We start from the raw sequence: 26,661 nt of genomic DNA, 5'->3' as shown, positions 1-26,661 counted from the left end.
TATCAATGGCGGCAATGGAAGGGCTGTTTGTCCTGGAGGGAAGGCCCACTGCGCAACTGATCGCTGACCAGCTGCGGGAACAGATAGTTCAGGGGGTCTTCCGCCCGGGGGAACAGATCAACGAATCTGTACTCGCGGTCCAGCTTCATTCATCCAGGGGTCCAGTCCGGGAGGCGCTGCAACGCCTGTGCCAGGAAGGAATCCTGGTCAGCCGGAGAAACCGCGGCGTCTTCGTCCTTGAACTGTCCCATGACGACGTCAGGGAGATCTACGCAGTTCGTGAAGCTGTGGAGTCGGTCGCCGCGGATACCCTTCTCGACGCCGACGCCGCCCGGTTAGAGGAGACCTGCCAGGCATTGCAGGCAACCGTACGCAACATGGCGAAACAGGTTGCCGCTTCTGACTGGCATGCCATCGCCCGCTTGGATATGGAGTTCCACGCGACGTTCGTGGCAGGTGCAGCCAACACCCGCCTTATCCGTATCTATGACACCCTGGCCGCCGAATCCAGAATGTGTATCCATAACCTTGAGCTGGCGTATCCCCGGATCGATGCCCTGGTCCATGAGCATCAGACCATTCTGGACCTGCTCGAGGCGGGCGAACGCTCCGGCCTTCACCACGCCATAGAGCAACACATGCGCAAAGCTGTGGAGGATCTCACAGCCCCGGATCAACCGGATGCGGTAACCGTCTAACCAAGGCGGTCCGACAACCAACGCAATTCGATAATAAAAGAAGTTCGACGGCGGGAGGCCACGTCCCACAAGGACGTGGCCTTTCGCATGGGCCGGGTACCGTCAGCGTCCACTGCAAGCCAGTACACTTTTACCTAGGATCTGTAAATTGTCGACGATTCGGCAGCGCCAGTTTCCACGCGTCCTGGCCGGAACAAGGAAAGTTGAGTTGATAACAATGGCGGCACCGGAGGGCCTCTTCGTCATCGAAGGCAGACCAACTGCGCAGCTGATCGCGGACCAGTTGCGGGAACAGATCGTCCAGGGAACCTTTCGGCCCGGAGAGCAGATCAACGAATCCGTCCTGGCCGGCCAGCTGCGGTCTTCCCGCGGCCCTGTCCGCGAGGCGTTGCAGCGGCTCGCCCAGGAAGGCCTCCTCGTCAGCCACCGGAACCGGGGCGTGTTTGTCCTGGAGCTCACCGTCGACGACATCAGGGAGATCTACGCCGTCCGCGAGGCCGTGGAATCCACCGCTGCGCAGACCCTGCTGGATGCCGGGCCTGAACGAGTCGATGAGACGGTGGACAACCTAAAATCCATCGTCACCGACATGGCGAAGCAGGTGGCCGCGTCCGATTGGCAGGCAATCGCCCGGCTGGACATGCAGTTCCACATATCGTTCGTGGAGGGTGCAGGCAACTCCCGCCTCAACAGGATTTACCGGACACTCGCTGCCGAATCCAGGATGTGCATCCTGAACCTGAAAGTGTCCTACCCCCGCCTTGACACCCTTGTCCAGGAACACCAGAACCTCCTGGATCTCCTGGCCGCCGGTGACAGAAAGGGTCTGCTCAAGGGCATCCACCAGCACATGCAAAAAGCGGTTGAAGACCTGACGGCCACATGGCACGAGGGTGAAAAACCCTGAGCTAGCAGCGCGAACCAAGCTGTCCCGGCCCCCTCACTAGTGCCCCGCAAGCAAGTTCTGGCGGGGAGGGGCAGGCAGGAGTAGCGTGATTGCACAAGGGGGCGGCCGGTCAAAGGGATGCGCCTGCAGCTTCGCCTCCCCGGCTTCACTGCTCCTGGAGGGGCCATGGCTGGATGGAATGCTGACACCGCCGCGGGCCCTCTCGGCCCCGGGACCGTGACCCTCGTGGAAGGCACATCGTTCTGCATTTCGTCTCCCAACGGAGACATTGTCCCCGAGCACCCGCACGGCGTCTTCTTCCAGGACAGCCGCATTCTGTCCGGCTGGCAGCTCACGGTCAACGCCCAGCCGCTGGAACCCCTCGCCGCCGAAACAAAGGAGCCGTACCGGGCCCTTCTCGTCAGCCGGGTCGCCCGCTCCGAAAGTTACGCGGACAGCCCCCTCATCGTTGAGCGGCTCCGCGAAGTAGGCGCCGGCATCCAGGAGCAGATCACGCTGCGCAACTACTCCATGGAGCCCCTTGAGTGCACCGTCACCATGGCGGCGGCGGCGGATTTTGCCGATCTCTTCGAGGTCAAGGAAGCAAGGATCCGGCGGCTGTGGCAGCAGAACCATGAAACAGCACCCGGCATGCTGACCATTGCGGGAACCTGGGAAGACATGCGTAAAAGCGTTTCAATCCAGGCCCCCGGCTCGGATGCCATGCAGGGCGCTTTGACCTACAAGGTGACCATTGCCCCGCACAGTCTGTGGACTACGGTGCTGAGCGTCATCCCCGGCGGCGGGGCAGCCAGCCCTCCCCCGCCGTCGTTCATTCACGCCCAAGGCGGGGAAGCCTCTCCACGGGACCGCCGGCGGCAGGAATGGGTGGCCAAGATTCCCGCCCTGCAGATGGGCAACCACTCCATTGAGCGGACCCTGCGGCGCAGCTATGACGACCTGGGTGCCCTGCGCATCGAGGATCCAAACCATCCGGAGCGCGTGGTGGTTGCCGCAGGCGCGCCCTGGTTCATGACCCTGTTCGGCCGGGACTCGCTGTGGGCCTCGGAAATGTCCATGCCCGTTGACCCTTCCCTGGCCCTGGGCACCCTGCAGACGCTGGCCGAACGGCAGGGCACGGTGGTGGACCCCATCACCGAAGAGGAGCCCGGCAAGATCCTGCACGAGGTCAGGCTGGATGTGTCCAGCGGGTTGTCCCTGGGCGGAAAGCACGTCTACTACGGCAGCGTGGATGCCACGCCGCTGTTCGTTGCCGTCCTAGGATCCGTCAGCCGGTGGGGCTTTGCCGCCGACACCATCGCAGCCCTGCTTCCGCACGCGGACCGGGCCCTGGACTGGATCAGGGACTACGGCGACAAGGACGGCGACGGGTTTGTCGAGTACGAACGGCTCAACCCGCAAGGACTGATCAACCAGGGCTGGAAGGACTCCTGGGACGGCATCAACTTCGCCGATGGGACACTCGCCGAGCCACCGATTGCGCTGTGCGAAGTCCAGGCCTACGTGTACGACGCGTACATGGCGCGGGCATGGATAGCCCATGACGCCGGGGACGAGGCCCTGGCCGCCCGGCTCGCCGCCCAGGCGGCGGACCTGAAGAAGCGCTTCAATGAGCAGTTCTGGCTGCCTGAGCGCGGCTACTACGCCGTGGCACTGGACGGCAGGAAACGGCCGGTCGACGCGTGCACGTCCAACATGGGCCACTGCCTGTGGGTGGGCCTCGTGGACGAGGACAAGGCGCCGCTGGTCGCGGAGCGGCTGATGTCCCCGGAGATGTTCAGCGGCTGGGGCGTCCGGACCCTGGCCAGTGACATGGGCGCCTACAACCCCGCGAGCTACCACAACGGCTCGGTCTGGCCGCATGACAACGCGGTCATCGTTGCCGGGCTGATGCGCTACGGCTTTGTGGAACAGGCCCAACGGATTTCCACGGCCCTGCTGGAAGCCGCCGAATATTCCGGCGGACGGCTTCCCGAACTTTTCTGCGGCTTCAGCCGCGAGCAGCTGGCGGCACCGGTGCCTTACCCGACGGCCTGCTCACCCCAGGCCTGGGCAGCGACCACTCCCATCCAGCTGATCACAAGCCTGATGCGGTACGACGCGCACGTCTCGCGCGGCGGCTTCTGGATGGATCCGGCCCTCCCGGAATCATACGGTGACCTGCACATCAGCAACGCCCCGATGGCCGGCGGCAGGATCACGATCGATATTGCCCACTCCGTACCCTCGGTTCAGGGGCTGCCGGAGGGAATGGTCTACTACCGTGGCCACCGCCCGTGGCTGACGGAGCTGGTGGAGCAGGCAGGGCTGAACCGGCACAGCTGACTGCCGCCCGCCCCGGCGTGGGCGGTGGCACGTCGCGCGAGGGCTTTTTCACTCTTCGCCCTTTGGATAGGCGCCCATCAGCGCTGCCGAGGCAATCCAGACGATGCCGACCGCAGCGACCGTCAGGGCGCCACCCCATCCGGTTGCCGACCCGGCCAGCGCCGCACCGGCAGCCGAGGCGCTGGCGCGGAAGCCTGCGCTCACGGTGAAGATCTGGGATTTGAGGTGGGACGGGCTGTGCAGGTTGCGGAGGAACAGCATGGCGGCCGAGGTGGACGCCGTAAAAAGGCCCGAGAGGCCGATGGCCACCACGGTCCAGGCCGTCCCGATGACGAAAGCGGCTGCCACTGTCAGCAGTCCCGTCGCCAGGAAGCCGGTCATCATGACCATGTTGGGGCGGCCTCGCGCAGGCCGGGCTGTCTCCAGGAGGGCCCCGAGCAGGCTGCCGACGGCGAACGCGGTCACCACCATGGCGCCCTCGCTGGGCGAACCGACCCTTTCGATCGAGAGCGCGACGGCTGCGATGGCCAGGCCGCCCTGGCCGAGCTGGGTGAAGGTGGAGGAAGCTGTAACAACTGCCAGCGGCCGGTGGCTGACAATCCTGTACAGGCCGGCTTTGACCGCCTGCCACAGCGAACCGCGGGCGCGGGCATGGGGATGCAGGCGGAGTCCCCGCAACGCCAGGGGGCCTAATGCCGCAGCGGCGGCCAGGACCGCCAGCGCCGACTGGGCCGGCAGGAACACCGCGATCAGCGCCACGATGGCGGGGCCGGCCACCGCCGCCACGTTGTAGGAAAGGGCGTCATAGGCAAACGCCCGCCGAACGTCCGGAATGGCACCGGCAACGAAACTCGAGAGCCCGCCCATGTAGAACGGGGAGGCCGCGCCGGCCAGGACCAGGACCGCGAAGATGGCGGGCAGCGGAATACTGCCGATGAACGCCGTCATTGCGAAGGCAGCCGCCGTGACCATCCCCGACGCGGCAACCCACCTTCCCGGGCGGGAGGAACTGTCCAGGACGGCACCCACCAGCGGAGCCGCAAGAACGCTGGGACCCAGCGAGGCGGCCACGAGGAGGCCCCCGACGGCGACGTCACCCAGCCGCTCCACGGCGAGGATGGGGAGCGCCACCACCGAACCCGCGCTGGCCAGCCGCAGGGGGACGGAAGCAGCCAGGTATCCGATCGCGCCCATTGTGGAAAACTACCCTTTCGCCGATGACATACTTCCTGCAGTCTGCCAAATTTCTGCGAAGCACAAAGCAGGGGTCAGCCAACCGGACGGGACATCCTGGTGCCGATCGGAGTTCCAGGAGGCCGCGATGATGAAGAAACGCTGGCGGATACGGCTCAGGAGGCAGTGCCCGGCGGGCCGGCGAGCACTGTGGGCACGTATTCGAGCAGCTGGAGCCGGCCGTCGAAAGTCCTGCTGTCCACCATCTCGAGCCCGACGTCGGGATACCCGTCGTAGATCCGCTCCCGCCCCGTCTTCCCGGTGATCACCGGGAAGACAACCAGCCGGAAACGGTCCACGAGGCCCGCGGCCAGCAACGAGCGGCAGAGGCTGAGGCTGCCCAGGGTGCTCAGCGGGCGGTCGCCGCTCCGTTTCATCTCCGACACGGCCTCCACGGCGTCACCCCTGACCAGCTGCGAGTTGGGCCAGTCCAGGGGTTCCTGCAGGGTGGAGGAGAAAATGACTTTGGGCACTGCAGCAAGTCCGGTCAGGCTGGCCCCCTCATTGTCCCGGAATCCCGAGCCGTCCGCGGAGGCGGCCGCCGACATGCCGGACATGAGCCGGTAGGTGTTCGCCCCCATCAGGACGGTGTAGTTCTTTTCCGCCTCCTGGTCGAGCCAGGCCAGGTACTCCGGCCCCTCCAGCCCCCACCAGCCCGGCCACCCCTCGGCTGACGCATACCCGTCCAGGGAGATGATCAGGTCAACCATCAGGCTTCCGCCGGGCCCCTCTGCTGCCGGCTCATCCATGGCCGCTCCCCGCTCTGGTCGATGTCGGTGTGCGGGCAATGCTATTCCCGCAGCACTCCGGCGATCAAGGGCGCCGGTGCCAGGCGGCAGAACCGGCGGAGGCGCACCTTTTATCGCGGTGGCGTTAGGCGTAACCTCGATTCCGCGGGCGGCGCCACGGGTCGTTCGAGCCGGATTGCCGGGAGCCGTCTCCGCCCTGACCCTTGAAGGAGCGGACGTGGCCGGATGGAACGCTGACACAGCTGCCGGACCTGTGGGAGCCGGAACCAACACCCTCGTGGAAGGCTCGTCCTTCTGCATTTCGCTGGCCAATGGAGACATGCACCCGGAACATCCGCACGGGGTGTTCCACGAGGACACGCGCATTGTGTCCCGCTGGAACCTGGCGGTGAACGGCCAGCCCCTGGAACCGCTGACGGCGGAAACAAAGGAACCGTACCGCGCCTTGTTCATCGGCCGCGTTCCCCGCTCCGACGGGTATGCGGACAGCCCGCTGATCGTGGAGCGCCTGCGCGAAGTGGCCGCCGGGCTCTTCGAGGAGATCACCATCCGGAACTACTCGTCCGAGCCGGCCGAATGCAGTGTTTCCGTCAGCGTTGAAGCGGATTTCGCGGATCTGTTCGAAGTTAAGGAGGCGCGGGTCCAGCGGCACTGGGAGGAATCCCGGCGCTCCGACGGCGAGTCGCTCACCATCGAGGCCGTCTGGCACGACGTCCTGAAGCGGGTGGTCATCAAAGGCAGCGGCGCCGTGGCCACCCCGGATGCACTCACCTATCAGACGCTTGTCCCGCCGCGGGGGCAGTGGAGCACCCGGCTGAGCGCGACGCCTGCCGGTGCCGGCACCGGGGCTCCTTCCGCGCCGCCCGTCCATCAGGCTGGACTCCAGGAATCTCCGAGCGACCGCCGGCGGCGGGAGTGGGTGGCGAAGATCCCCAGGCTGCACATGGGCAACCGTTCCATTGAACGGACCCTGCGGCGCAGCTATGACGACTTGGGTGCGCTGCGGATCGAGGATCCCGCCCATCCGGAGCGGATCGTGGTGGCAGCGGGTGCGCCGTGGTTCATGACGCTCTTCGGGCGGGACTCCCTGTGGGCGTCGGAAATGGCCCTCCCCGTGGACCCCTCGCTGGCCCTGGGTACGTTGCAGACGTTGGCTGACCGCCAGGGCAAGGTGGTGGATCCGATGAGCGAGGAGGAACCCGGGAAGATCCTGCACGAGGTCCGGCTGGGTGTTTCCAGCGGGCTGGCGCTGGGCGGCAAGTCCGTCTACTACGGCAGCGTCGACGCCACGCCCCAGTTCGTTATGACGCTGGGGTCGGTCAGCCGCTGGGGGTTCGCCAAGGACATCATTGCCGCCCTGCTGCCCCATGCGGACAGGGCGCTCGACTGGGTCCGGGACTACGGCGACAAGGACGGCGACGGCTTCGTCGAATACGCCCGGCTCAACGACCAGGGCCTCCTGAACCAGGGCTGGAAGGACTCCTGGGACGGCATCAACTTCGCCGACGGAACGCTGGCCGAGCCGCCGATTGCGCTGTGCGAGGTGCAGGCTTTGGTGTACAGCGCGTTGCTGTCCCGTGCATGGATGGCGTACGACGGCGGGGACGCACCGATGGCCGCGCGGCTCACCGAAGAGGCGGCCCGGCTGAAGAAGAGGTTCAACGAAGACTTCTGGCTGCCCGAGCGGGGCTGGTTCGCCGTCGCCCTGGACGGCAGGAAGAGGCCGGTGGACGCGTGCGCGTCGAATATGGGGCAATGCCTGTGGCACGGCATCGTGGACGACGACAAAGTCCCGCTGGTGGCCGAACGGCTGATGTCGCCCGAGATGTTCAGCGGCTGGGGTGTCCGCACCCTGGCCACCGATATGGGCGCCTACAACCCCGCCAGCTACCACAACGGTTCGGTCTGGCCCCACGACAACGCCATTATCGCAGCGGGCCTGATGCGCTACGGCTACGTGGAGGAGGCACAGCGGATCGCTACGGCGCTGCTGGAAGCGGCGGATTACTCCAATGGCCGGCTTCCTGAACTCTTTTGCGGTTTCAGCCGGGAACAGGTGGCCGAACCGGTGCCGTATCCCACCGCCTGTTCGCCGCAGGCGTGGGCGGCCACCACCCCGATCATGCTGATTACCAGCCTGATGCGGTACGACGCCCACGTGTCACGGGGCGGGTTCTGGATGGACCCGGCTCTGCCGGAGTCGTTCGGGGACCTGCATATCAGCAACGCGCCCATGGCCGGCGGCCGCATGACCATCAACATCAGCGGTTCGGAACCATCTGTGGAAGGGCTGCCGGAGGGCATCCGTTTCCATCGTGAACACCGGCCGTGGCTGACCGAACTGGTGGCGCAGGCGGGACTGGACACTCCGCAGGGGAACGGTGCCGTGTCCAACGACTGAATGTTCCGGCCACTCCAGTGCCTCCGGCGTCTGTCACATCCAGTCATCGGTGTCGTAGGGGCGGCGGAAGTGTGCTCGGAGGTACTCCCCCACCACCGCAGCGCCAAGGTCCCCCACCTCAGGCGCCGACACCCGGCCGTCGATGCGGCGTGCCAGGCGCTGCACGAACCGCTCAAGGCTAGGGTCCGAACCGAGGCGGAAAAACGTGGCCTGCGTGCCGGCACGCGCAAGGCGGTCAAGTTCGGCAACCGTGACGCGGATGGTCTCCGGATCCGGTGGCCAGCAGAACCATGACTCACCGTCAGCCAGCAGGTGCGCGGTGGGTTCGCCGTCGGTCACCACCAGGAGGACGGGCTGCATGGACGGATGCCGGCGGAAGAACCGGCCGGCCAGCAGCAGGCCGTGATGCAGGTTGGTGCCCTGCTCCCGTAGGGCGGGCAGTGCCGTGAGTTCGCCGATGTCCATTGACTGCGCATAGAGGCCGAACGTGACAAGCTGCAGCCGGTCGCCACGGAACCGGGTCGAGACCAGGTGGTGCAAGGCGAGCGCGGTCCGCTTCATTGGTACCCAGCGGCCCTCAGCCGCCATCGAGAAGGAGACGTCGACCAAAAGGACGACGGCGGCCTGCGTGCGCGCCTCCGTTTCCGTCACCTCAATGTCGCCCACCCCAAGGCGGAAGCCGCGGCCGGGATCACCGCCGTCTGCCACGGTGCGGCGGATGGCGTTGGTCATGGTCCGTGTGACGTCCCACGGCTCGGCGTCCCCGAACTCCCATTGGCGGCTGGAGCCGGTCTGTTCGCCGGCGGCGCCCGCCGTCCGGGTCTCCCGGCGCCCCTGCCGGCCGGAGAGTTGCCTGGCCGTGTCCCGCAGAAGTGACTTCCCGAGCCGCCGCATGGCCTGCGGGGACAGCCGGAGGTCACCGTCGGCGCCGCGCCGCAGGTAGCCCCCGTCCTGCATGGCCCGTTCGATTCCGGCAAGGGTGCGGGCGCTGACGGCGGCGTCCTGCCCCAGCTGGCGGGCGAGGGCATCGAGGTCAAGATCGTCCAGGCGTGACCCGTTGTAGGACTGGGACAGCTGTTCGCCCAGCTCGTCCAGTTCGGCGATGTCCTGCAACACACCGGTACCGTCACCCAGCCCGAGCCCCTCCTGGCCCTCGAAGCGTTCCGAGCCGGTCCAGTCCTCCCCGGGCCGCAGGGACCGCAGGCTTGAGTCGAGCTGATCGAGCTGGGCCATGAGTTCGGGCGAGCCGAAGGCCTGGGCGGAGAGCCGCATGAGCTCCTCCCGCTGCTCCGCGGACATGGACTGCAGGAGCCGCTGCGCCGCCGCGGCGCGTTTGGCGAGCGCGTCGATCAGCTCTTCGACGGACCGCGGGTTCTCCGGAAAGTAATCGCCGTGCCTGGCCATGAAGTCCTGGAAGTCGGCGTCGGTGTCTTCGCCGCGCCGGTGTTTGTCCAGCAGCTCGTTGAGGTCCCGCAGCATCTCCGCCACGGCGGCCCGGTCCTCCTCGGTGGCGTTCTCGAGTGCCTGCTTCATGCCGGCGAAGCGCTGGTCCAGGACCTCCCGGCCCAGCAGGTCCTTGATCTTCTCGTACGCTTCCCGTGCGGCGCTCGACTGCCAGTCGTAGGAGGCGAGTTCGTTGACCGCCGCCGCGGTGGAGGCGGGAAGGTTCTGCAGCTGCATCTCCCGGAACGCACGGTCGGCGTTGTCCATCATGGCGTCGCGGGCAAGCTGCTTGCGTTCCTCCAGCACAGCCGTCTCCAGCAGTTTCTGAACCTCATTGAGGGTGCCGTCCAGCCGGTGCCGTCCCAGCAGTTCACTGCGGCGCTCCCGGACGCGCCGGGCGAGGTCGTCCAGCCCTTCCCGGTTCCGGCCGCCCCGCCGCAGGAACTCCTGCAGGGCGTGCCGGGGCGAGTATCCCGCCATGACATCCTCGGCGACGGCGTCCAGCGCCTCCGCAAGGTCCACCGGCGGGGCGAGGGGATCCGGCCCTCCGGCGTACCGGCCGTACCTGGCGGACCGGTTGTAAGCCGCCATGCTGTCTCCTGTACCTAGCCGTAGACCGTCGCCTCGTCGTCGGACTCCTTGGAGATCCGCCGGGCAAGGTAGAGGCCTTCCAACGCAAGTTCGACGGCGGCGGCACGCTGCCCGTCGTTTTCCGCACCCAGGCGTGCACTGATTTCGTCATAGAGGCCTGAACCGTTCAGGGACGGGAGGTTCTGCAGGAACTCCCGGGCGGTGACGTGCTCACCGGTGGTCACGGTCGTGTGGCCATCCAGCGCGGCCACGAGGGGTCCCAGGTCGATGCCCTGGAAATGCGCACGCGCGGCTTCGGCAGTGGCCGTTCGCAGGAGGTGGTCAAGGACACCCTGCTCACGCCCTTCCTCACCCGATTCAAACTCGATCTTCCCGGTGAGGACCTCGGCCGCGGGCGCGAGGTCGATGATCCGGGCAACAGCCTGGTCCTCGCCACGCACGCTTGCCCGCCGCAGGGCCGCCGCGGCAACGGTCTCGGCGCCGGCGATGGCGAACCGTGCGGACACTCCGGAGGTCTGGTTGATGGCCGGGGACTGCCGCAGCGCTCGCGTGTAACGGGCCAGGATCTCAAGGATCACGGGCGGGACGTCGGCCAGGAGCCGGCCCTCCTGCCGGATCACGGCTACCTCGTCATCGAGCTCGATGGGGTAATGCGTGCGGATTTCGGCGCCGAAGCGGTCCTTCAGGGGTGTGATGATCCGGCCGCGGTTGGTGTAGTCCTCAGGGTTGGCGGACGCCACCACCAGCACGTCCAGCGGCAGCCGGAGGACATAGCCGCGGATCTGGATATCCCGCTCCTCCATCACGTTGAGCATCGCCACCTGGATCCGCTCGGCAAGGTCGGGCAGCTCATTGATGGCGATGATTCCGCGGTTGGAGCGCGGAATCAGGCCATAATGGATGGTCTCCGGGTCGCCGAGGCGGCGGCCCTCGGCCACGCGCATCGGGTCGACGTCGCCGATGAGGTCGGCCACCGAGGTGTCCGGCGTCGCAAGCTTTTCGACGTAACGCTCCGAACGGTGGCGCCATGCCACCCGCAGCCGGTCCCCTTCGGTGAGGGCCCGGGCCCGGGACTGCTCGGTGATGGGCTGGTAAGGGTGTTCGTTCAGCTCCGAGTCCTCGATCACCGGTGACCACTCGTCCAGCAGCCCGGCGAGGGTGCGGAGCAGGCGGGTCTTGCCCTGGCCGCGCTCACCGAGCAGGACAACATCGTGGCCGGCGATCAGGGCCCGCTCCAGCTGGGGAAGGACGGTGCGGCCGAACCCGTACATCCCGGGCCACGGATCCCGGCCGGTGGCCAGCGCGGCGAGCAGGTTGTCCCGGATTTCACGCCTTAGGTCTTTATGGACGTGGCCGGCGGCACGCAGTTCGCCAACGGTGAAGATATCTGGACGGTCAGTCACCCCACTACGGTAGCCCTCCGGCCACCGGGAATCTACGCTTAGGCTGATGACTGCTGAAAGCACTCTTCTCCTCCTGGTGCGCCACGGGGAGACGCCCACCACCGGCCGGGTGCTGCCCGGACGCACCCCGGGACTTTACCTGTCCGAGCGGGGCCGGGTGCAGGCGGAACGGGTGGCGGAGCGCCTCGCCGGGCTCCCGGTTGACGCCATCCACAGCTCGCCTTTGGAGCGCGCCTGCCAGACCGCGGAGCCCTCTGCAGTCAGCGCCGGGCTCGCTGTGCACGAGGACGCAGGCCTCATCGAGTGCGACTTTGGTGAGTGGACCGGCGCCGCGCTCGCCGACCTGACTGGTTTGCCGCAGTGGCAGGCCGTCCAGCACAGTCCCTCAACCTTCCGTTTTCCCGGCGGGGAGAGCTTCACGGAGATGCAGGCACGGATGGTCGCCGCACTCGAGGTGCTGCGCTCCGCACACCCCGGAGGCGTCGTCGTATGTTTCTCCCACGCCGACCCCATCAAGGCCGCGGTGGCCCATGCGATGGGGACGCACCTGGACCTCTTCCAGCGGATCGTCATCAGCCCCGGTGCGGTGTCGGCCATCTCCTATGTGGAGGGTCAGGCACCCGCCGTGCTGATGGTGAATTCTACGTCGGAGCCCCTGAGCGGGCTGCGGCTGCAGTGACCACTGGTTTGAGGGACCGGCTGGGGCAGCAGATAGTCTGGAACCTGTGCAGCATCCAACCCGCTGGGAGCCGGCGGACCACGTTTCAGAGCAGGCACCCGGCGTGTACTTCGTCGAAGGCCCCGCTGCCAACTGGGTTGTGGTCCGTGACCAGGCCGGCTTTATCCTCATCGACAGCGGTTATCCCGCAGACCGGCCCCTCGTCCTAGAGTCCATCCGCTATCTGGGGCTGGAGCCGGCCGACACCAAGGCCATGCTGATCACCCACGGCCATGTGGACCATACCGGCTCCGCGGCGTTTTTCTCCACGTCATTCGGGACACCCATCCTGTGCGCCCCCGAGGAGCTGCCCCACGTCCAGGGGAAGGAGAAGCACCAGGTCACGTTCGGCCAGGTACTGGTCCGGGCCTGGCGCCCGCGCGTCTTCCGCTGGTTGCTGCACGTCATTCAAGCTGGGGCCCTGAAAGCGAAGCCGGCAACGCAAGCACGGGCGTGGAACCCGGCGGGGCTGCGAAGCCTGCCGGGCTCCCCGGAAGCAATCCTGCTGCCGGGCCACACCCCGGGCAACGCCTCAGTCCTGTTACCGCATGCAGGCGCGATCGCCGTCGGGGACTCATTCGTCGGCGGCCACCCACTCAGCCGGACTACCGGCCCCCAGATGCTCCACCCCATGTACCACACGAATCCGGCAGCGGCCGTGGCTGCAACCCGCCGCCTGGCCGGCGTCAACGCTTCGGTCATCCTGCCCGGCCACGGTCCGGCACTGCGCATGCCGCTGGCGGAAGCCCTGGCACAGTTGCACCAATAGGCGGGCCGAGCACGCCCCGCCCGGTATCCCGGCGGGCGCCGTAACGCATGGATAACGCCGCCGGTACTAGGTTGCGGCCATGGTCCAGAACCAAAAACTTCACATCAGCGGCTACGCGTCCGGGTTCCTCGGAAACGAGCTGGAACCGCCCGCTCTTGATGCTGTGTTGTCGGACGACGCCGTGCAGCTCGACGGGTCCACCGCGATTCCCTACACGCACTTCTCCCTCGCCCTCAGCAAGTCGCGGGGGTTTGCGCGGTGGGTAGCGTGGAATATAGACGGCGGGAGCATCAGGAAGGTGAGCCGGAACGGCATCCCATTCGTCAAGGACTCCCGCATTCCGGCCCAGTTCCAGAACGGCGATGAACTGTACAGCGGCAACCGCCTGGACCGCGGGCACCTCGCCCGCCGTGCGGATCTTGTGTGGGGTTCAGAGACGGAGGCCAGGAGCGCAAACAAGGACTCGTTCTTTTTCACCAACATCGCGCCGCAGATGGACGACTTCAACCAGAGCAGCAAGGACGGGGTCTGGGGGCGGCTGGAGGACGCAGTCTTCGCCGATGTCGACGTCCAGGACTTGAAGGTGACCGCTTTTGGGGGACCCATCTTCCAGGACAATGACCGCGAGTACCGGGGCGTCAGGCTGCCGCGGGAATACTGGAAGATCCTCGCCTATGTGTCGGGCGGCGAGTTCAAGAGCAGGGCCTTCCTGCTGACCCAGAACCTGAACCCCTTCGAAGCCCTCGACCTGGACGAGTTCCGGGCCTTCCAGGTGAGCACGGAGGAACTCGAAGAACGTACCGGGCTGCGCTTCGCCGACGCGATTCAGGACGCGGACGCCCGTACATTGCTGCGGGCCGCCGGTGAGCGGGAAACGCTGAGCGGCCTGGCGGACATCCAGTGGTGATGGGCCGGAGATGGAACGCCGCGCTGTGAAACTCGTCCTGTTCGATCTCGGGGACACGCTGGAAAGCGCGGGTGTCCTGCGGCCGGGGGCACTCGAGACGCTTGAGGCCATCGCTTCCCCGCGCAGGGACGGGCAAGCCGCGCCGCTCCTGGGCCTCGTGTCAGACTTCCACATGCCTCACCAGCCATCGGACGTCGGCACCATCCAGCAGCAGTACTACAGCCTGCTTGATGACCTCGGCATCCGGGCGTTCTTCGAGCCCGTCGCGGAGCGCGTCACGCTTTCCACGGAGGTGGGCGTGTTCAAGCCGGACGAGGCTGTCTTCCGGACGGCAGCCTCGAAGATCAGTCCGGCCCTTGAGTTCAAGGACGTATTCTTCGTCACCGAAAACATCGACCACGTGCGCGCCGCCGGCCTGCTGGGACTTGCGGCAGTCCATGTGCGCGGTCCCGGGCAGCCGGACGGCGGGTTGGAAACGTTGGCTGAACTCATTCCGCTGGTGCAGGCGTTCCTTGGGAATGGGGAACCGGTGGAGACGACCGTGCTGCATGTTTCGCCGGCAACGCGGAGCGCGGTCATGGACCGCGTTGCAGCAACCGGGGGTACCTGGACGAGGCTCGGTGATGTGCTGGTGGTGCGGTCACCCGCCGCAGCGGGAGAGCGCGGCCGGCACGGCGATGTGGCTGGTGATGGCCGCCTGTTCGTTCCGGAGGAGCGGCTGCACGTCGTCACCCAGATCGGCCGCTCTTTCCAGGAGGACCACCCCGACGCCCGGATCATCGTGGACAAGGGACGCTACCTGGTGGTCGACGCCGATCCGGGTTCCCCGCCGGGAGGCCCGCACGCGTCCTGCTACTCGGTCCGGCCGCTTCCGGCCGGCACAGTGGTGTTCGATGAACTGCCGGCCCGGCCCGGGGCCGTTCCCGCTGATGACACGGGCACGGCGGTCGCTGTGCTGTCGCCGGAGTCGTTCACGGACGACGTCGACCGGCTGGCTTTCCTGCGGACCAGGCACTCCAGAAGCGCAGAGTTCCTGGGTGCACTTGAGTGGGCAAAGGACCGCCTGCAGGACCTCGGGTTTGCCACATCCGTCCAGACCGTGCCGGTGCCCGGCGGAACAAGCCGCAACCTCATCGCGGACCGCACCGGCGACGGCGGGGAGCGGAAGGTAGTGCTCGTCACCGCCCACCTGGATTCCGTGAACACCCAAGGCATGGCGGCAGCGGCACCCGGGGCGGACGACAATGCGTCGGGCGCAGCGGGCGTGCTCGCCGTCGCGCGGGCCCTCGCCGGCCGTACAGGAAGGCATGACCTCCGGCTCATCCTGTTCGGCGGCGAAGAGCAGGGACTGTTCGGAAGCCGCCATTACGTGGCCGGACTCGATGGGGCCGAGCGCACCCGCATCAGCGCCGTGCTCAACATGGACATGATTGCCTGCCGGAACTCCAGCCTTCCCGCCGTGCTGCTCGAAGGTGCACCGGTGTCGCAGCCGGTCATGGACGCGTTGGCCGGCATCGCTAGGGAACACACGTCCCTGGCCGTCCAGACCAGCCTTAACCCTTTCAACAGCGACCACGTGCCCTTCATCGATCTCGGGATCCCGGCCGTCCTGACCATCGAGGGCACCGACTCGGCCAACGACCGGGTCCACACCGAGCGGGACACGCTCGAGACACTCGACATCAGCCTCGCCATGGAGATTCTGCGGATGAACGCCACCTTCGTTACGCAGGCCCTCGGCTTGGACATGTAGTGCCGGACCCATCACGTGAAGGAGAAGAAACGATGTTTGAGACAAACCAATTGAACGCTACGGAGCCGAGGAGCCGTGAACTGTGCGGCACCATGGAAGTACACCGGCGGCTGCTGAACCAGAGCGTCACTTACCAGGAACGCCGCGCCCTGATCGACAACCGGGCGCTGGCCTACGAGGAACAGACCCGCCGCGTTGGACGGCACGGCGTCCTCGTCATCCCGATCGTGGTCCATGTGGTGCACAATCCTGCTGACCCTGCCCAGAACATCAGCGAAGCCCAGATCCAGAGCCAGGTGGACGTCCTTAACGAGGACTTCCGCGCCGGCAACCCTGACGTCGCGGGCGTTCCGGCGGTGTGGGCGGACAGGGTGGCGGACTGCAACATAGAATTCCGGCTCGCGTCGCAGGACCCGGACGGCAACCCGACCGACGGAATCACCCGGACGCCGACAACCATGCAGTTCTTCACCACCGAATTCGACGACGTGAAGTCCAGCAACACTGGCGGGGCCGATGGCTGGCCCAGCGATGAGTACCTCAACATCTGGGTGTGCAACGACCTCAAGGACACTATCGGCCGGACAATCCTTGGATATGCGCAGTTTCCCGGCGGCCCGCCCACTACCGACGGCGTTGTCATCGCAAGCTTCTGCTTCGGCAAGGGCGGGACGGCGCAGGCCCCCTTCGACCTTGGGCGGACCGCAACGCACGAGATCGGGCACTGGCTGGATCTGCGGCACATCTGGGGCGATGACCGCGGGTCATGCAGTGGAACCGACTTCGTCGACGACACGCCGAACCAGGCGGACGCCACCTTCAACAGCCCGACGTTCCCGCAGATCAGCTGCAACAACGGACCGGACGGCAACATGTTCATGAACTACATGGACTACACCGACGACGCCGCCATGTTTATGTTCACGAAAGGCCAGTCGCGGCGCATGGACGCTTGCCTTGAAGGGGCCCGGGCTTCCTTCCTGGCCACTCCCGCTTTCGCCCTGCCTGGCGCGGCGGCAACGGCAGCCCCGGCGCAGTCCGGCCCGGAACAGAAGCAGGAGGACGGCGACGTGCTGCAGCTGCGGCAGGAAATCGAACGGCTCCGCAAGGACAACGAACGGATCCAGTCGATTCTGGATGGCATCCGCGGGGCGCTCAACAGTGCGGCTACGGCCTCAACAGGTGGATGATGGGACGATGACCACAGCGCCAGGACGGGCGAACCCGTGAGCGGGGTCCCGCCGGAAGTTACTGGGATCTGGCTGCACGCGCACGAGGAGGATACGTCCTCCGCCATGGTGTTTCGTCCGCGCGACTACCCTTTGCGTCCCGCCCGTTGGCGGGACGCCATCGAGGTACGGGCGGACGGTACCTGCATCTGGCACGGCAGCAGCCCGGATGACCGCGGCCAGGCCACGCCGGGGCGCTGGGAAGACCTCGGAAACGGGGAGGCCCAAGTGACCGTCGCTGCTGATGCCGGCGGTCAGCTCCCCCGCCGGATCCAGTCGTGGGCCCCTGACAAACTCGTGATCGACAAGGGGCAACATTAGCGGCGCATTGCCTCAGGCGATTCCGACCAGCTGGTAGGCGGCGCGGATGGAGTCGACCTTCTCCTGCTTCTGCGCGTCACCGCCGAAGTAGGTCTGCCCGACGTCAACCAGCGCCTGAAGGGCTTCCGGGAACGTCGCAAGGGGTGTCAGCCGTGCCATTCCCAAGTGCGTCAGCACCGCGACATCCTCGACGGTGAACACCCGGGCTCCGTTGTTTTCCATCGTCAGCAGGTTGTGGACAGCCTTGTTGTGGATGTTGCTGTTGAAGTGGACCCACCCCTGGTCGTTGGCTCCGCTGGGCAGTTCACCGGGCCGCAGGTGCCGGAAGTTGTCCATGTGTTTGGGGTGGCCGGTGCGTGAGGGGTCGGCGAAGTTCCGCAGCGGCCGCCCGTCCGGCCGCAGTCCGGGGCCGATTTCCCAGTCCCACGTGGAAACGTCCGCCCGGTCCGGCGCTTCGTACCAGTTCTTGATGATGACACCGGCAATGTCAGCGAAGGATTCGTTCAGCGCACCCGACTGCGTTGCATAGACCAGGTTCGACGTAGTTTCGATGACGCCATGCGTGAGTTCATGTGCGATGACATCCAGGAAGCGCGAGAGGCTGACCAGGCGACCGTTCTTCTGGATCTGGCCGTACCACATCCGGTGCCTGAACCAGAAGGCGTTCAGGAGGGCGGGCGGAGCCTGCATGCTCGATGCCGTGACGTTGACCAGCGAGATGAGGTCCATCCCCTGGTCATCGATGCCGTTCCGTTGCAGCACCACGTTGTAGAAGTCCAACACGCGGGACGCGTTGGCGTGGGCCGAAACTGCCGCCCGGTTGGTCGTCCCGTAGTCGCTGCTGGCCGCCTCTACGGGAAAGTCGGGATCGCGCGGGTTGTTGTCGATGTCAGCGAACTTCAGGTCGTACGTGCGGACCATGCGGCGGGGGTCGTTGAGCCGGCATGTGGTTTCGTTCGGAGCAACCAGTTCACCGAAAAACGTCTGCTCCTCTTCGTCCTCGTCGATGCCCTTGCAGCGGGCGGGAACCGCCAGGGCAGTCGGGGCGGCGCTATAGCAGAACAGGATCTCGCCGTTGTGGGCGTCCACCAGGTAGTTGTAGCTGGGCGGAACCGGCCGCCGTCCCAGGCCGTGGCCCAGCAGTCCTTCATCGGGGGCAGTTCCAGGGTCACCTGCGCCAGGCGGCTCTGCGGGAAGCTCGGTGAAAAACCACGCGAGGTGCCACGACCCGTCGTCGTCCTTCTTGTAGAAGTTCAGCCGCGCGCCAACGCCGGCGTCGGCAGGAAGCTCCGCACCGGTGAAGACCGCCACCCGTTCGAGTGCCTCGGGCCGGCTCAGGGACTCGACAGGGCTGGCCTCCGGAGCTTCACCCAGTTGTCCGTTCACGCTCACCAGTTCCCGGGATGCGGTGAGCTCCACCAGCGCGCTTGCCCCGAAGATGGGGATGTCCCGGTAGGTCTGCGAAAAACGCAAGGTCCGGGTCCCCAGCGCGGGCACTTCCCGCTCACTTTCCACCACCAGCCCGGGAACGCGCTCCGGGAGTTCCGGCTCCACCAGGGACCTCATGGCCGGACGTTCGTCCTGCTGGAGCAGTTGGTCGAGGTAATACCTGGCGGCGGCCTCGTTGCTGTTGAAGGAGAGGGCAGGCGCGTCCGGTGCCCCGGCGGGTGGTTGGCTCCTGAACGACTCGGCGGACCGCGCCTGCGCACCTTCCGCCCCGGCGTGGTAGTGAAACCCCTGCAACTGGGACATCATTGGCTTCTTCCGACTGGCTCAACCGGCGTAGTGGACTGGTAGGCAGCGAGTCTAGGCAGCCGCGCGTTACGTCACCGTTACGGCTACTCCGTGGCCCGATGCTACACCGGCAGCACCCGCGGCGTCACGGTGATCTGCAAGCCGGCGTTGTCTCCGAGCAGGGGCTTCATCAGGTCCGGAACATCGATCCGGCCGCGCCACCTGTTGGCCGTTTTGTCCTGGTCCACCAGCCGGTCCTTGTCCTCCGGGTCCCAGTCCCGCAACGCTGTGGGGATGGTGCTGTTCCAGGCGGCCCAGCCCCGTGGCAGCGGTTGTCCGGGGGACGGCGGCTGGATGTCCACCACCAGCGTGTCCTGCCAGTCTTCCGTCTGTTCCATGTGGTCGTCGAAGAAGAAGCGGCCTTGCTTTTCGACCATGGACAACAGCCGCAGCCGCAGTGCGTGCCGGAGCCTGGGCACCGCCTTTCCGCCCACCAGGGGCCGGGGAGCGTGGGAGGAGAGGAACGTGGTGAGGAGGGGTTGCGGCGAATCGATGGGGTTACCTTCTTTCCAGCGCTCAATCTGGATGGGGCAAAAGTGGGCGGCAGTCTGTTCATGGACCAGGACGGGCAGCCCGCGGATGGCCAAGGCAACATCCAGCTGGAATTCCACTTCGTCCGGGGCGCTCCTTCCGACAGTGAAGCCCACAAGCTCAATCTGGACTTTCAGGTCCCCGAAGAGGAAGCGCTGAAGGTTCTGGTACCCCTCTTCGGAGTTGACGATCCCGTACCGGCCGCTGTGGGCCCGGTGGACAATGGCGAGCGGAGCGCCACGTACCGCGGCGTTGTCGATCTGGACCAATCCGTCGCTGCGTGCACCCACAGCCTTGGAGGACAACCCCAGCGCAACGTCATAGTCTTCCGGATTCGAGCCCACGAGGCAGAAGAGCTCATCAACAGGGAAACTGCCCGCCGGAATCTCCGTTCCCTTGAAGCCGTCGCGCTTCAGGTCGGACCGCCGGGCTGCAGGAGTGAGGTAGTCATACATGCGGTCGGGGCCGAAGATGTCGGCACCGTGGATTCCTGTTGCGTCCCGGATGCGCTCCAGCAGGCCGAATCCGATGGCGAAGCTGATTCCGCCGTGCGGTGTGGCGTAGGTGAAGACCCTGGCCACGTACCTGGTTCCGGCGGCAGGATCGACGTTTCCGTCCGCGTCGGCTGAGTCTTCCGGGATCACGCGCTGCAGCAGGGAGCGGCAGATCAGCCCGCCCATCGAGTGCGCCACCAGGAAGACCTTCGGAGCCCCCGTCCTGTCAAGCACCAGCTTGATGAGCTTGAACAGGTCACGTGCGGCTGTTTCAAACGAAAAGCTGTCCGGTTCCTCCGCAAAGGTGTCGGCGGAGTTGTCGTAGAAGCGGTAGATCCAGATGGAGGCAGGATTGACCGTGCCGGTTGCCACGCCTTCCAGGAATGCCCATTGGTCCCCATGCACCGGGACCTCGTACTTGTGGTCCGTGATGAGGCGCAGCATGGGCGATTCGAACTGGTGGAACTGCGCCCGGCCGCGGCTGTCCGAGCGGACATGGACCGATCCCTGGCTGAAGCCGTAGAACGGGTCATCCACCGCACTGTTGATGGCGCTGCCGTTTCCGGCGAAGCCGCGGACGTAGATGATGGGCAGCCTGCCGTCGTCTCCTTGATTGCCCATTGCGCGTGCCCCTCTTCCGGAAACCTGGGTCCCTCCCCCGCGGGCATGTACCTTGTGGAGACAGCTGATCAGACACTCCGTTACGACGGCGTTACCGCACCCGCGCACGCCGTCCGGCAGTGCGCGGGATTGGTCATGCAGCAGTAACGGGCGGTGGGGTCTACTTGGATGACGCTGGGCTGGCTGAAAGCGGGTAGACGATGCGGATGAACGACGTCGGGCCAACGCCTGGCAAGGGCTACAACGGGACGCCTGCGGTTCCCGACGCCAGCACGCTGGTGATCCGGGCATGGCATGAAGACGGCGCACAGCCCCCCGGATTCCGCGCCAGGATCACCTACGGCCCAGGCCACGGCGAGGAGCGCACCACGGTTTCCGCTGCCGACCGGGATAAAGTGCTACACGTTGTGCAGCAGTGGCTGCTGACCCAGTCCGATGTCCAGGGCAGGAACTAGCGGCACGTCCGCGTGGGTGGCTTGCGGCTTTGCTGTCTGGCCGATCAGCTGCCTCAAACCGTCCGAGGGTGGAACACCCATGTCACTGAGGAGTTGTTCCTGGTATTTGTCATAGACGAGCAGGGCGGAGGCCAGGTTTCCCTGCGCCAGCTCCGAGGCAACAAGGACCCGTACGGCACTCTCGTAGAGGGGTTCGATTTCCAGTGCGGCCAACGCCGCTTCCGCAGCGCCCCCGTGGTCCCCGCGGCCAGAGAACTCCCGTGCCGCCAGCGTAAACGCCCGGAGCTGGTCGTGCCGCAGCCGGCTCTGCTCGAAGATCACCCAGTCCTCGTACCAGCCGGGCAGGAATTCCGCGTCCCGCAGGTCCCGCAGCAGCGTCCACGTGCTGCCGCTACTTGAAAGGGCGGCCTCTTTCAGCAGGGCGCGAACCCTGTACAGGTCAACGGCAACCCGGCTGTCGAGGGTCAGCAGGGCCCCATCCTTGACCAGCAGGCCCGGCACCTGCCTCGTCATCAGATGTACCGCCACCCGGAGGCTTTCCAGTGCCTTGGCGTCCGGATACTCCGGCCACAGCATGCCGGCAAGGTAGTTCCGGAGACTGGGACCGCGGACCGCCAGTGCTGCTATAAGCCGCTGCTGCCGGGCAGCAACATGGACAACTGCCCCGTCCCGGCGCAGCTGCCAGGACCGCATGAGGTCAAGTTCCAAAATTCCATAGTCATCATTGCCCATGGCGGCCTGATTTCAGCAGGGATTACTACACCAAATATGTAAGTCTGAGGATCCTCATGTTGCACTTGAAAGTCAACGAGCAAATCCCCCTTCTTCTTTAGGGAGAGGCGTCTATCAGACAGCCGCACGGCAAACTGCCTGGCAGCTGCGCGGGACAAGGAACGACGGCGGGTGGCTGCCGTCGTTCCTTGTTTAACTACGCGTAGGTGGCGAAGTTCTGCGTGGCCACCAGCTGCGCCCCGTACGGCGAACCGGCGGAGAGCCGGGCAGAGCCGAACCCGAAGTCGGTCAGGGCAGCGTTGAGCATATTGGCGTTGTGCCCGGGTGAAGCCTTCCAGGCAGCGAAGAGTGCATCGGCGTCGGCGTTCACGGCAATGTTTTCTGCAGTGCGGCTCCAGCCGGACGGGATCTGGGCGGCCGCGTCGGGGTTGTGCCGGAAGCCGGCGCTGCCCTGGGCGTTGATGTCATTCATCATGGTGTTCGACCAGTTTTGGGCAACCGCTTCGAGCCCGCTGTTGTAGCGCAACGGGGCAAGGCCGTTGGCCGCCCGGTATTCGTTGATGAGCTGGAAGGATCGCTGGGCGACGGCGTTGGACGGCGTGCCGGTAGCGGACGGCGCCACCGGAGGAGCAGGTGCGGGAGCCGGTGCGGGCGCTGGGGCGGGAGCCGGTGCCGGTGCTGCGGCAACCGGAACCTCGGCAGGAGCCGGTGCCGGAGCTGCGGCAACCGGAACGTCGGCAGGAGCCGGTGCCGGAGCTGCGGGGGCCGGAGCCTCAGCAGGAGCTGCGGGAGCCTCAGCCGGCGGTATCGTCGCCGGCTCCGCAGCGGGGCTGGATGTGGCCGGAACCGGTGCGGCCGTCCGGGTTGCGGGAGCTGAGGCAGGCGTCGAAGGAGCCGGCGATTGGGCACCGGCGGTGATCCAGTTCCACCAACCAAAGGGCCACGAAGCGGCGCCTGCAGGAGCGGAACCGGCGGTCAGCAGGCCGCCGGCCAGGACGAGGGTGATCAGGAGGGCAGCGAGGTGTTTCTTGTCTTTTCGCATCCGAAGAACAGTACCCAGTGCCCATTGTCCACCGCACATCGGGTTACGCCCCTCGGCACGGCAAGGATTCCTTTCCTGTCCGGGAGTCTCTTGACAGGCAACGATCACAGGACTCTCATTCGAGGACCGACGTATACAGGAAAGGGGTCCTGACCATGCCTGACATCCAGGTTCCCCCGGGAAAGCAGTCCCGGGTCCGGACGGGAGCGGCCCTCATGACACTGGCCGGGCTGGCCTTCGTGGGGTACGCCGTGGTCTTTTTTGTGCTCAATTTCACAGGCGCTTTCCTTGAGCTGGGCATAGGACCAGACGAAGTCAACAAGGGAAAAACGGAGATTGAGGCGTTCAGCCCCCAGCTCTACCACTACATCAGCCATCTGCACATCACGATCAGCGGCTTCATCGCTGCCGCCGGGCTCGCCGTCGCGGGTCTGTCCTGGTACGGCGTACGCCGTGGAGAATGGTGGGCCTTCACCACAGCCGTTATCGTCCCGTTTGTCGGACTCGCCGTGGCCCTCCCCGCCCACTACCCCTGGGGACTGGCAACGCTTGGCCACCTCGGACCGGTCTACGTGGCCGCGCTCATTTTCCTGGCTGGGGCGGTAGCGGCGTACAGCGGACTGCGAAACCCCTCGATGCCACGCTGACATCAGGTCTACTTTGCCCGTTGCTGTGGCAGCCGCGGCGGCCGGACCCCCGCACAACCCCACGCGCCTTCCAGCCGCCAGCGGGTCCCGCTAGCATTGGCGGTGCCCGGCGTTCCTAATGTCCCTTGCATTCGAGAAGGCAGCCATGAACAGCGTGACGTGTGACCTCACCGTTTCCCTTGACGGATTCGTCGCCGGTCCGAATCAAAGCCTGGCCGAGCCATTGGGCGAGGGCGGCGAGGACCTGCACCGCTGGATGTTTGAAGAACCGGAGGCGAATGCGGCGGCGATCGAGGGCATCCTCCAGGCAGGTGCCTTCATCATGGGCCGGAACATGTTCGCCGGCCCCGGCCCGGGGCCCTGGCCGGAAGACTGGCGCGGCTGGTGGGGAGAGGAACCGCCCTACCACGCACCGGTGTTTGTCCTCACGCATCACCCGCGCCCTCCCCTGGAGATGCAGGGCGGCACGACATTCAACTTCGTGGCCGATGGGATCGAGGCAGCACTGGCCCGGGCGCGGGAGGCTGCGGCCGGGAAGGACGTCGCGATTGCCGGGGGCGCCAGAACCGTGCAGCAATTTCTATCGGCGGGACTGATCGACGAACTGCGGCTCCACACCTCACCGCTCATCCTCGGAGGGGGCGAGCGTCTGATGGACGGCATCCGGAATGTCAGGCTTGAACCGACGGAGGTCAGCGGCACCAGCCTGGTGACGCATGTCCGCTACCGGCTGGTCCGGTAGGCGGCCCCTACTCTTGGGATTGTCCGGTAGGGACGCGGAGGCTGCCGTACCTCTCCATCCGGTGCCACCGCAGGTGCACGCCGGCCACGGCGGTGACAACGGCCTGAATGACGACGAGATACATGAGCTGCCGGTAAACGAACTGCTGAAGCGGAAGGGTCCACAGCGGGCGGAGGCGCTCATTGTCGAGCCGGAAGGCGTAGGCGGCCATGAGGAATTGGACGGCCAGGAAGACGAACCAGAGCGCCACGATCCGGAGTGGATCGAGGAAGATCAGGCCGTAGACAGCGAAGATATCGACGACCGGCGCGAACAGCGGAAGCAGCACCTGGAGGACGAGCAGGTAGCCGAGGCCGCGCCGCCCCAGCTTGCCCCGGCTGCCCCTCCCTGCACCACCGCGCCGCGGTGCTTCCACATTGCCTGCAGCGTTCCATAGCACCAGCGGTACCGCTGTTTCCAAAGCGCCGAGAGGCTCGCCGGCGCTTCGGTCCAAGCCCTTGCGTCGTCCTTGTACACAACGCGCCAGCCGTCCCGGCACAGTGACATGGTCAGGTCCGTGTCTTCGGCGAGTGTGTCATCGCTGACTCCACCGACGCGGAGGAGGGCATCGCGGCGGAAGGCCCCGATGGCGCCGGGGACAGTGGGCATGCATTCCGCGACGTCGAACAGCCTGCGGTCCAGGTTGAAGCCCACGACATACTCGATGTGCTGCCAGGCGCCGAGGATGCCACCGCGGTTGGCGACCTTGGTGTTGCCCGAGATGGCACCCACCCGCGGGTCGGCGAAGGGCTGGATGAGGGCATGGACTGTGTCCGGTTCGAAGACGGTGTCGCCGTCCACCATCACCACAAGGTTGTGGGTGGCGGCCTGCAGCCCGGCGTTAAGCGCGGACGGTTTGCCTCCGTTCTCCTTCCGGATCACCGTGACGCCGGGCAGTCCGAGCGCGTCCACGATGTCGGCGGTCCCGTCGGTGGATCCGTCATCGACGACGATGATCTCAACCGGGTGGGTGGAGGCCACGATGGACCGGACTGCGGCTTCGATGCCGGCCGACTCGTTGTACGCCGGCACGATCACCGTGACCGGGCCGGTAACCTCCGGCCGGACCAGCACGTCCACCCGGCGGCGGCCGCGGCCGGCCGTTGAGATGCGGCGTGCGGCACGGCTGTGCCGCGCGGCGAAGAAGACCACGAGGACGGCACGGATGAACGTCACGGCACCGGCTGCAACGAGCGCCCACGAGATGGCCGTGACGACGAAGCCGCTGAGGCGGATGCCCCACGCCAGGGCCGTCCCGCTGGCCTGTTCCATTGCGGTTGCCGGCCGCATGGTGTCGACGCCGATCGCATCACCGACGGTGGTGACCTGGAAACCTTTGTCCGCGAAGTGTGCAAGGGCGGAGTCCAGGGCGGCAACCGTCTGCTCCCGGTCTCCTCCGCCGTCGTGCATCAGGATCACCTGCCCCTGCGGCCCGGAAGGAGCCAGATTGCGTTCAATTTCCCCGACGCCCGGCAGCCGCCAGTCCCCGCTGTCCAGGCTGCTCAACACGGTGAGGTACCCCTCGTCCGCCGATGCCTGCATAGCGGACCAGGTACCGCCGGCCACGGCACCGTTTCCGGAGCTGTACGGGGGACGCAGCAGGGACGCCGCGTGGCCAGTGATGCCCATGATCGCGTCCTGGGCCCCCTGGACTTCAAGCTGGCGGCGCCACTCGTCGGCGGTGCCAAGGTCGGCATGGGTGAGCGTATGGACGCCGATTTCGTGGCCTTCGGCCATGATGCGCCGCACAAGATCGGGGTTCTCGATCGCGGCCGAGCCGACGACGAAGAACGTCGCGTGTACCTGGTGCTTGCGAAGGACATCGAGGATTTGTGGCGTCCAGACGGGGTCCGGGCCATCGTCGAAGGTCAGGGCGACCGTTCGGTCCGGTGGCGTCACGGTGCGGACAGCTCCGTTCCGGGCGTCGATCACGGGACCACCCTGGGATACGGCCTTCGGGACGCTGCCGGAGGGTCCATTCACCGGCGCGGAGTCGTAGCCGACTGTGGCGAGGTGGTGCATGTATCCCTGCACCACGAGGGCAATACCGAGGGCAAACAGGACCGCCATGAGGACGAACCAATGAGCCCTTACGTTGACAGGAACAGCGCCCTTGC

23 protein-coding genes are annotated in these 26,661 nt (G+C 66.3%); 13 read left to right on the top strand and 10 right to left on the bottom strand.

Features of this window, described 5'->3' with window-relative positions; genetic code table 11:
• The first annotated feature begins 5 nt into the window (after window positions 1-5).
• The 3 genes from B5520_RS05040 (at window position 6) to B5520_RS05030 (ending at window position 3,930) form a co-directional block, all read left to right on the top strand.
• A complete protein-coding gene (locus tag B5520_RS05040) occupies window positions 6-698 on the top strand; it encodes a GntR family transcriptional regulator (protein WP_079595990.1) in 693 nt (230 codons plus the stop codon).
• A gap of 217 nt (window positions 699-915) precedes the next feature.
• Window positions 916-1,605 (top strand): GntR family transcriptional regulator, encoded by a 690-nt coding sequence (locus B5520_RS05035; RefSeq protein ID WP_079595989.1) that lies wholly within the window; start codon window positions 916-918, stop codon window positions 1,603-1,605.
• A gap of 165 nt (window positions 1,606-1,770) precedes the next feature.
• The gene (locus B5520_RS05030) at window positions 1,771-3,930 is read left to right on the top strand and encodes an amylo-alpha-1,6-glucosidase (protein WP_079595988.1); all 2,160 of its coding nucleotides are present in this window, start codon (window positions 1,771-1,773) and stop codon (window positions 3,928-3,930) included.
• Window positions 3,931-3,978: 48 nt separating this feature from the next.
• Here the strand turns inward: B5520_RS05030 and B5520_RS05025 are convergent, their stop codons facing one another.
• Window positions 3,979-5,124: an MFS transporter gene (locus tag B5520_RS05025; protein WP_079595987.1), complete on the bottom strand. Its 1,146-nt coding sequence runs from the start codon at window positions 5,122-5,124 to the stop codon at window positions 3,979-3,981.
• 155 nt (window positions 5,125-5,279) lie between these two features.
• Window positions 5,280-5,912 carry a dihydrofolate reductase family protein gene (locus B5520_RS05020; RefSeq protein WP_079595986.1) on the bottom strand — a complete coding sequence of 211 codons (633 nt, stop codon included), beginning with the start codon at window positions 5,910-5,912 and terminating at the stop codon, window positions 5,280-5,282.
• Window positions 5,913-6,129: 217 nt separating this feature from the next.
• Between B5520_RS05020 and B5520_RS05015 the strand changes: the two genes are divergently transcribed.
• Window positions 6,130-8,313, top strand: coding sequence for an amylo-alpha-1,6-glucosidase (locus tag B5520_RS05015; RefSeq protein ID WP_079595985.1), 2,184 nt, complete (start codon window positions 6,130-6,132; stop codon window positions 8,311-8,313).
• A 33-nt stretch (window positions 8,314-8,346) separates the two neighbouring features.
• Here B5520_RS05015 and B5520_RS05010 read toward each other — a convergent pair whose 3' ends face one another.
• Both B5520_RS05010 and B5520_RS05005 read right to left on the bottom strand, forming a co-directional pair.
• Window positions 8,347-10,347 (bottom strand): vWA domain-containing protein, encoded by a 2,001-nt coding sequence (locus tag B5520_RS05010; protein WP_079595984.1) that lies wholly within the window; start codon window positions 10,345-10,347, stop codon window positions 8,347-8,349.
• A 14-nt stretch (window positions 10,348-10,361) separates the two neighbouring features.
• A complete protein-coding gene (locus B5520_RS05005; protein WP_079595983.1) occupies window positions 10,362-11,750 on the bottom strand; it encodes a sigma 54-interacting transcriptional regulator in 1,389 nt (462 codons plus the stop codon).
• Window positions 11,751-11,796: 46 nt separating this feature from the next.
• Between B5520_RS05005 and B5520_RS05000 the strand changes: the two genes are divergently transcribed.
• The 6 genes from B5520_RS05000 (at window position 11,797) to B5520_RS04975 (ending at window position 17,447) form a co-directional block, all read left to right on the top strand.
• A complete protein-coding gene (locus B5520_RS05000) occupies window positions 11,797-12,429 on the top strand; it encodes an MSMEG_4193 family putative phosphomutase (protein ID WP_079595982.1) in 633 nt (210 codons plus the stop codon).
• A gap of 46 nt (window positions 12,430-12,475) precedes the next feature.
• On the top strand, window positions 12,476-13,237 hold the full coding sequence (locus tag B5520_RS04995) for an MBL fold metallo-hydrolase (protein WP_079595981.1): 762 nt from the start codon (window positions 12,476-12,478) through the stop codon (window positions 13,235-13,237).
• A 79-nt stretch (window positions 13,238-13,316) separates the two neighbouring features.
• The gene (locus B5520_RS04990) at window positions 13,317-14,144 is read left to right on the top strand and encodes a DNA/RNA non-specific endonuclease (RefSeq protein WP_079595980.1); all 828 of its coding nucleotides are present in this window, start codon (window positions 13,317-13,319) and stop codon (window positions 14,142-14,144) included.
• Between the two features lie 25 nt (window positions 14,145-14,169).
• On the top strand, window positions 14,170-15,897 hold the full coding sequence (locus B5520_RS04985) for a M20/M25/M40 family metallo-hydrolase (RefSeq protein ID WP_217700310.1): 1,728 nt from the start codon (window positions 14,170-14,172) through the stop codon (window positions 15,895-15,897).
• A 32-nt stretch (window positions 15,898-15,929) separates the two neighbouring features.
• Entirely contained in the window at window positions 15,930-17,087 is a 1,158-nt protein-coding gene (locus B5520_RS04980) for a zinc metalloprotease (RefSeq protein WP_217700309.1), read from the top strand.
• Window positions 17,088-17,192: 105 nt separating this feature from the next.
• A complete protein-coding gene (locus B5520_RS04975; RefSeq protein ID WP_139386206.1) occupies window positions 17,193-17,447 on the top strand; it encodes a hypothetical protein in 255 nt (84 codons plus the stop codon).
• A gap of 12 nt (window positions 17,448-17,459) precedes the next feature.
• Here B5520_RS04975 and B5520_RS04970 read toward each other — a convergent pair whose 3' ends face one another.
• Window positions 17,460-19,202 (bottom strand): M4 family metallopeptidase, encoded by a 1,743-nt coding sequence (locus tag B5520_RS04970; protein WP_079595978.1) that lies wholly within the window; start codon window positions 19,200-19,202, stop codon window positions 17,460-17,462.
• Between the two features lie 101 nt (window positions 19,203-19,303).
• On the bottom strand, window positions 19,304-20,887 hold the full coding sequence (locus B5520_RS04965; protein ID WP_079595977.1) for an esterase/lipase family protein: 1,584 nt from the start codon (window positions 20,885-20,887) through the stop codon (window positions 19,304-19,306).
• A 206-nt stretch (window positions 20,888-21,093) separates the two neighbouring features.
• Here B5520_RS04965 and B5520_RS04960 point away from each other — a divergent pair, with 206 nt between their 5' ends.
• On the top strand, window positions 21,094-21,342 hold the full coding sequence (locus B5520_RS04960) for a hypothetical protein (RefSeq protein ID WP_139386205.1): 249 nt from the start codon (window positions 21,094-21,096) through the stop codon (window positions 21,340-21,342).
• Here B5520_RS04960 and B5520_RS04955 read toward each other — a convergent pair.
• Complete coding sequence (locus tag B5520_RS04955; RefSeq protein ID WP_079595975.1) at window positions 21,286-22,074, bottom strand: AfsR/SARP family transcriptional regulator; 789 nt, start codon at window positions 22,072-22,074, stop codon at window positions 21,286-21,288. The genes B5520_RS04960 and B5520_RS04955 overlap by 57 nt on opposite strands.
• A gap of 196 nt (window positions 22,075-22,270) precedes the next feature.
• On the bottom strand, window positions 22,271-23,116 hold the full coding sequence (locus tag B5520_RS04950; RefSeq protein ID WP_176156788.1) for a CAP domain-containing protein: 846 nt from the start codon (window positions 23,114-23,116) through the stop codon (window positions 22,271-22,273).
• Between the two features lie 155 nt (window positions 23,117-23,271).
• Between B5520_RS04950 and B5520_RS04945 the strand changes: the two genes are divergently transcribed.
• Complete coding sequence (locus B5520_RS04945; RefSeq protein ID WP_079595973.1) at window positions 23,272-23,763, top strand: hypothetical protein; 492 nt, start codon at window positions 23,272-23,274, stop codon at window positions 23,761-23,763.
• 145 nt (window positions 23,764-23,908) lie between these two features.
• On the top strand, window positions 23,909-24,505 hold the full coding sequence (locus B5520_RS04940) for a dihydrofolate reductase family protein (protein WP_079596387.1): 597 nt from the start codon (window positions 23,909-23,911) through the stop codon (window positions 24,503-24,505).
• Window positions 24,506-24,512: 7 nt separating this feature from the next.
• Here the strand turns inward: B5520_RS04940 and B5520_RS22895 are convergent, their stop codons facing one another.
• Both B5520_RS22895 and B5520_RS04935 read right to left on the bottom strand, forming a co-directional pair.
• On the bottom strand, window positions 24,513-24,833 hold the full coding sequence (locus B5520_RS22895; RefSeq protein WP_217700308.1) for a hypothetical protein: 321 nt from the start codon (window positions 24,831-24,833) through the stop codon (window positions 24,513-24,515).
• A complete protein-coding gene (locus B5520_RS04935; RefSeq protein WP_217700307.1) occupies window positions 24,779-26,614 on the bottom strand; it encodes a bifunctional polysaccharide deacetylase/glycosyltransferase family 2 protein in 1,836 nt (611 codons plus the stop codon). Before B5520_RS04935 ends, B5520_RS22895 begins: the two co-directional genes overlap by 55 nt.
• Window positions 26,615-26,661: the final 47 nt, after the last annotated feature.

Origin of the sequence: Arthrobacter sp. P2b (genome assembly GCF_900168295.1) — a bacterium.
In the GTDB taxonomy this organism is placed as follows: domain Bacteria; phylum Actinomycetota; class Actinomycetes; order Actinomycetales; family Micrococcaceae; genus Arthrobacter.
This window is presented reverse-complemented; position numbering and strand designations above follow the sequence as displayed.

Coding starts and splice junctions, on each gene's coding strand:
- B5520_RS05030 (WP_079595988.1), top strand. CDS start 1,771: ATGGCTGGATGGAATGCTGACACCGCCGCGGGCCCTCTCGGCCCCGGG.
- B5520_RS04945 (WP_079595973.1), top strand. CDS start 23,272: ATGCCTGACATCCAGGTTCCCCCGGGAAAGCAGTCCCGGGTCCGGACG.
- B5520_RS04980 (WP_217700309.1), top strand. CDS start 15,930: ATGTTTGAGACAAACCAATTGAACGCTACGGAGCCGAGGAGCCGTGAA.
- B5520_RS05025 (WP_079595987.1), bottom strand. CDS start 5,124: ATGGGCGCGATCGGATACCTGGCTGCTTCCGTCCCCCTGCGGCTGGCC.
- B5520_RS05010 (WP_079595984.1), bottom strand. CDS start 10,347: ATGGCGGCTTACAACCGGTCCGCCAGGTACGGCCGGTACGCCGGAGGG.
- B5520_RS04970 (WP_079595978.1), bottom strand. CDS start 19,202: ATGATGTCCCAGTTGCAGGGGTTTCACTACCACGCCGGGGCGGAAGGT.
- B5520_RS04990 (WP_079595980.1), top strand. CDS start 13,317: ATGGTCCAGAACCAAAAACTTCACATCAGCGGCTACGCGTCCGGGTTC.
- B5520_RS04955 (WP_079595975.1), bottom strand. CDS start 22,074: ATGGGCAATGATGACTATGGAATTTTGGAACTTGACCTCATGCGGTCC.
- B5520_RS04975 (WP_139386206.1), top strand. CDS start 17,193: ATGGTGTTTCGTCCGCGCGACTACCCTTTGCGTCCCGCCCGTTGGCGG.
- B5520_RS04960 (WP_139386205.1), top strand. CDS start 21,094: ATGAACGACGTCGGGCCAACGCCTGGCAAGGGCTACAACGGGACGCCT.
- B5520_RS04950 (WP_176156788.1), bottom strand. CDS start 23,116: ATGCGAAAAGACAAGAAACACCTCGCTGCCCTCCTGATCACCCTCGTC.
- B5520_RS04935 (WP_217700307.1), bottom strand. CDS start 26,614: ATGGCGGTCCTGTTTGCCCTCGGTATTGCCCTCGTGGTGCAGGGATAC.
- B5520_RS05040 (WP_079595990.1), top strand. CDS start 6: ATGGCGGCAATGGAAGGGCTGTTTGTCCTGGAGGGAAGGCCCACTGCG.
- B5520_RS05000 (WP_079595982.1), top strand. CDS start 11,797: ATGACTGCTGAAAGCACTCTTCTCCTCCTGGTGCGCCACGGGGAGACG.
- B5520_RS05020 (WP_079595986.1), bottom strand. CDS start 5,912: ATGGATGAGCCGGCAGCAGAGGGGCCCGGCGGAAGCCTGATGGTTGAC.
- B5520_RS05035 (WP_079595989.1), top strand. CDS start 916: ATGGCGGCACCGGAGGGCCTCTTCGTCATCGAAGGCAGACCAACTGCG.
- B5520_RS04940 (WP_079596387.1), top strand. CDS start 23,909: ATGAACAGCGTGACGTGTGACCTCACCGTTTCCCTTGACGGATTCGTC.
- B5520_RS04965 (WP_079595977.1), bottom strand. CDS start 20,887: ATGGGCAATCAAGGAGACGACGGCAGGCTGCCCATCATCTACGTCCGC.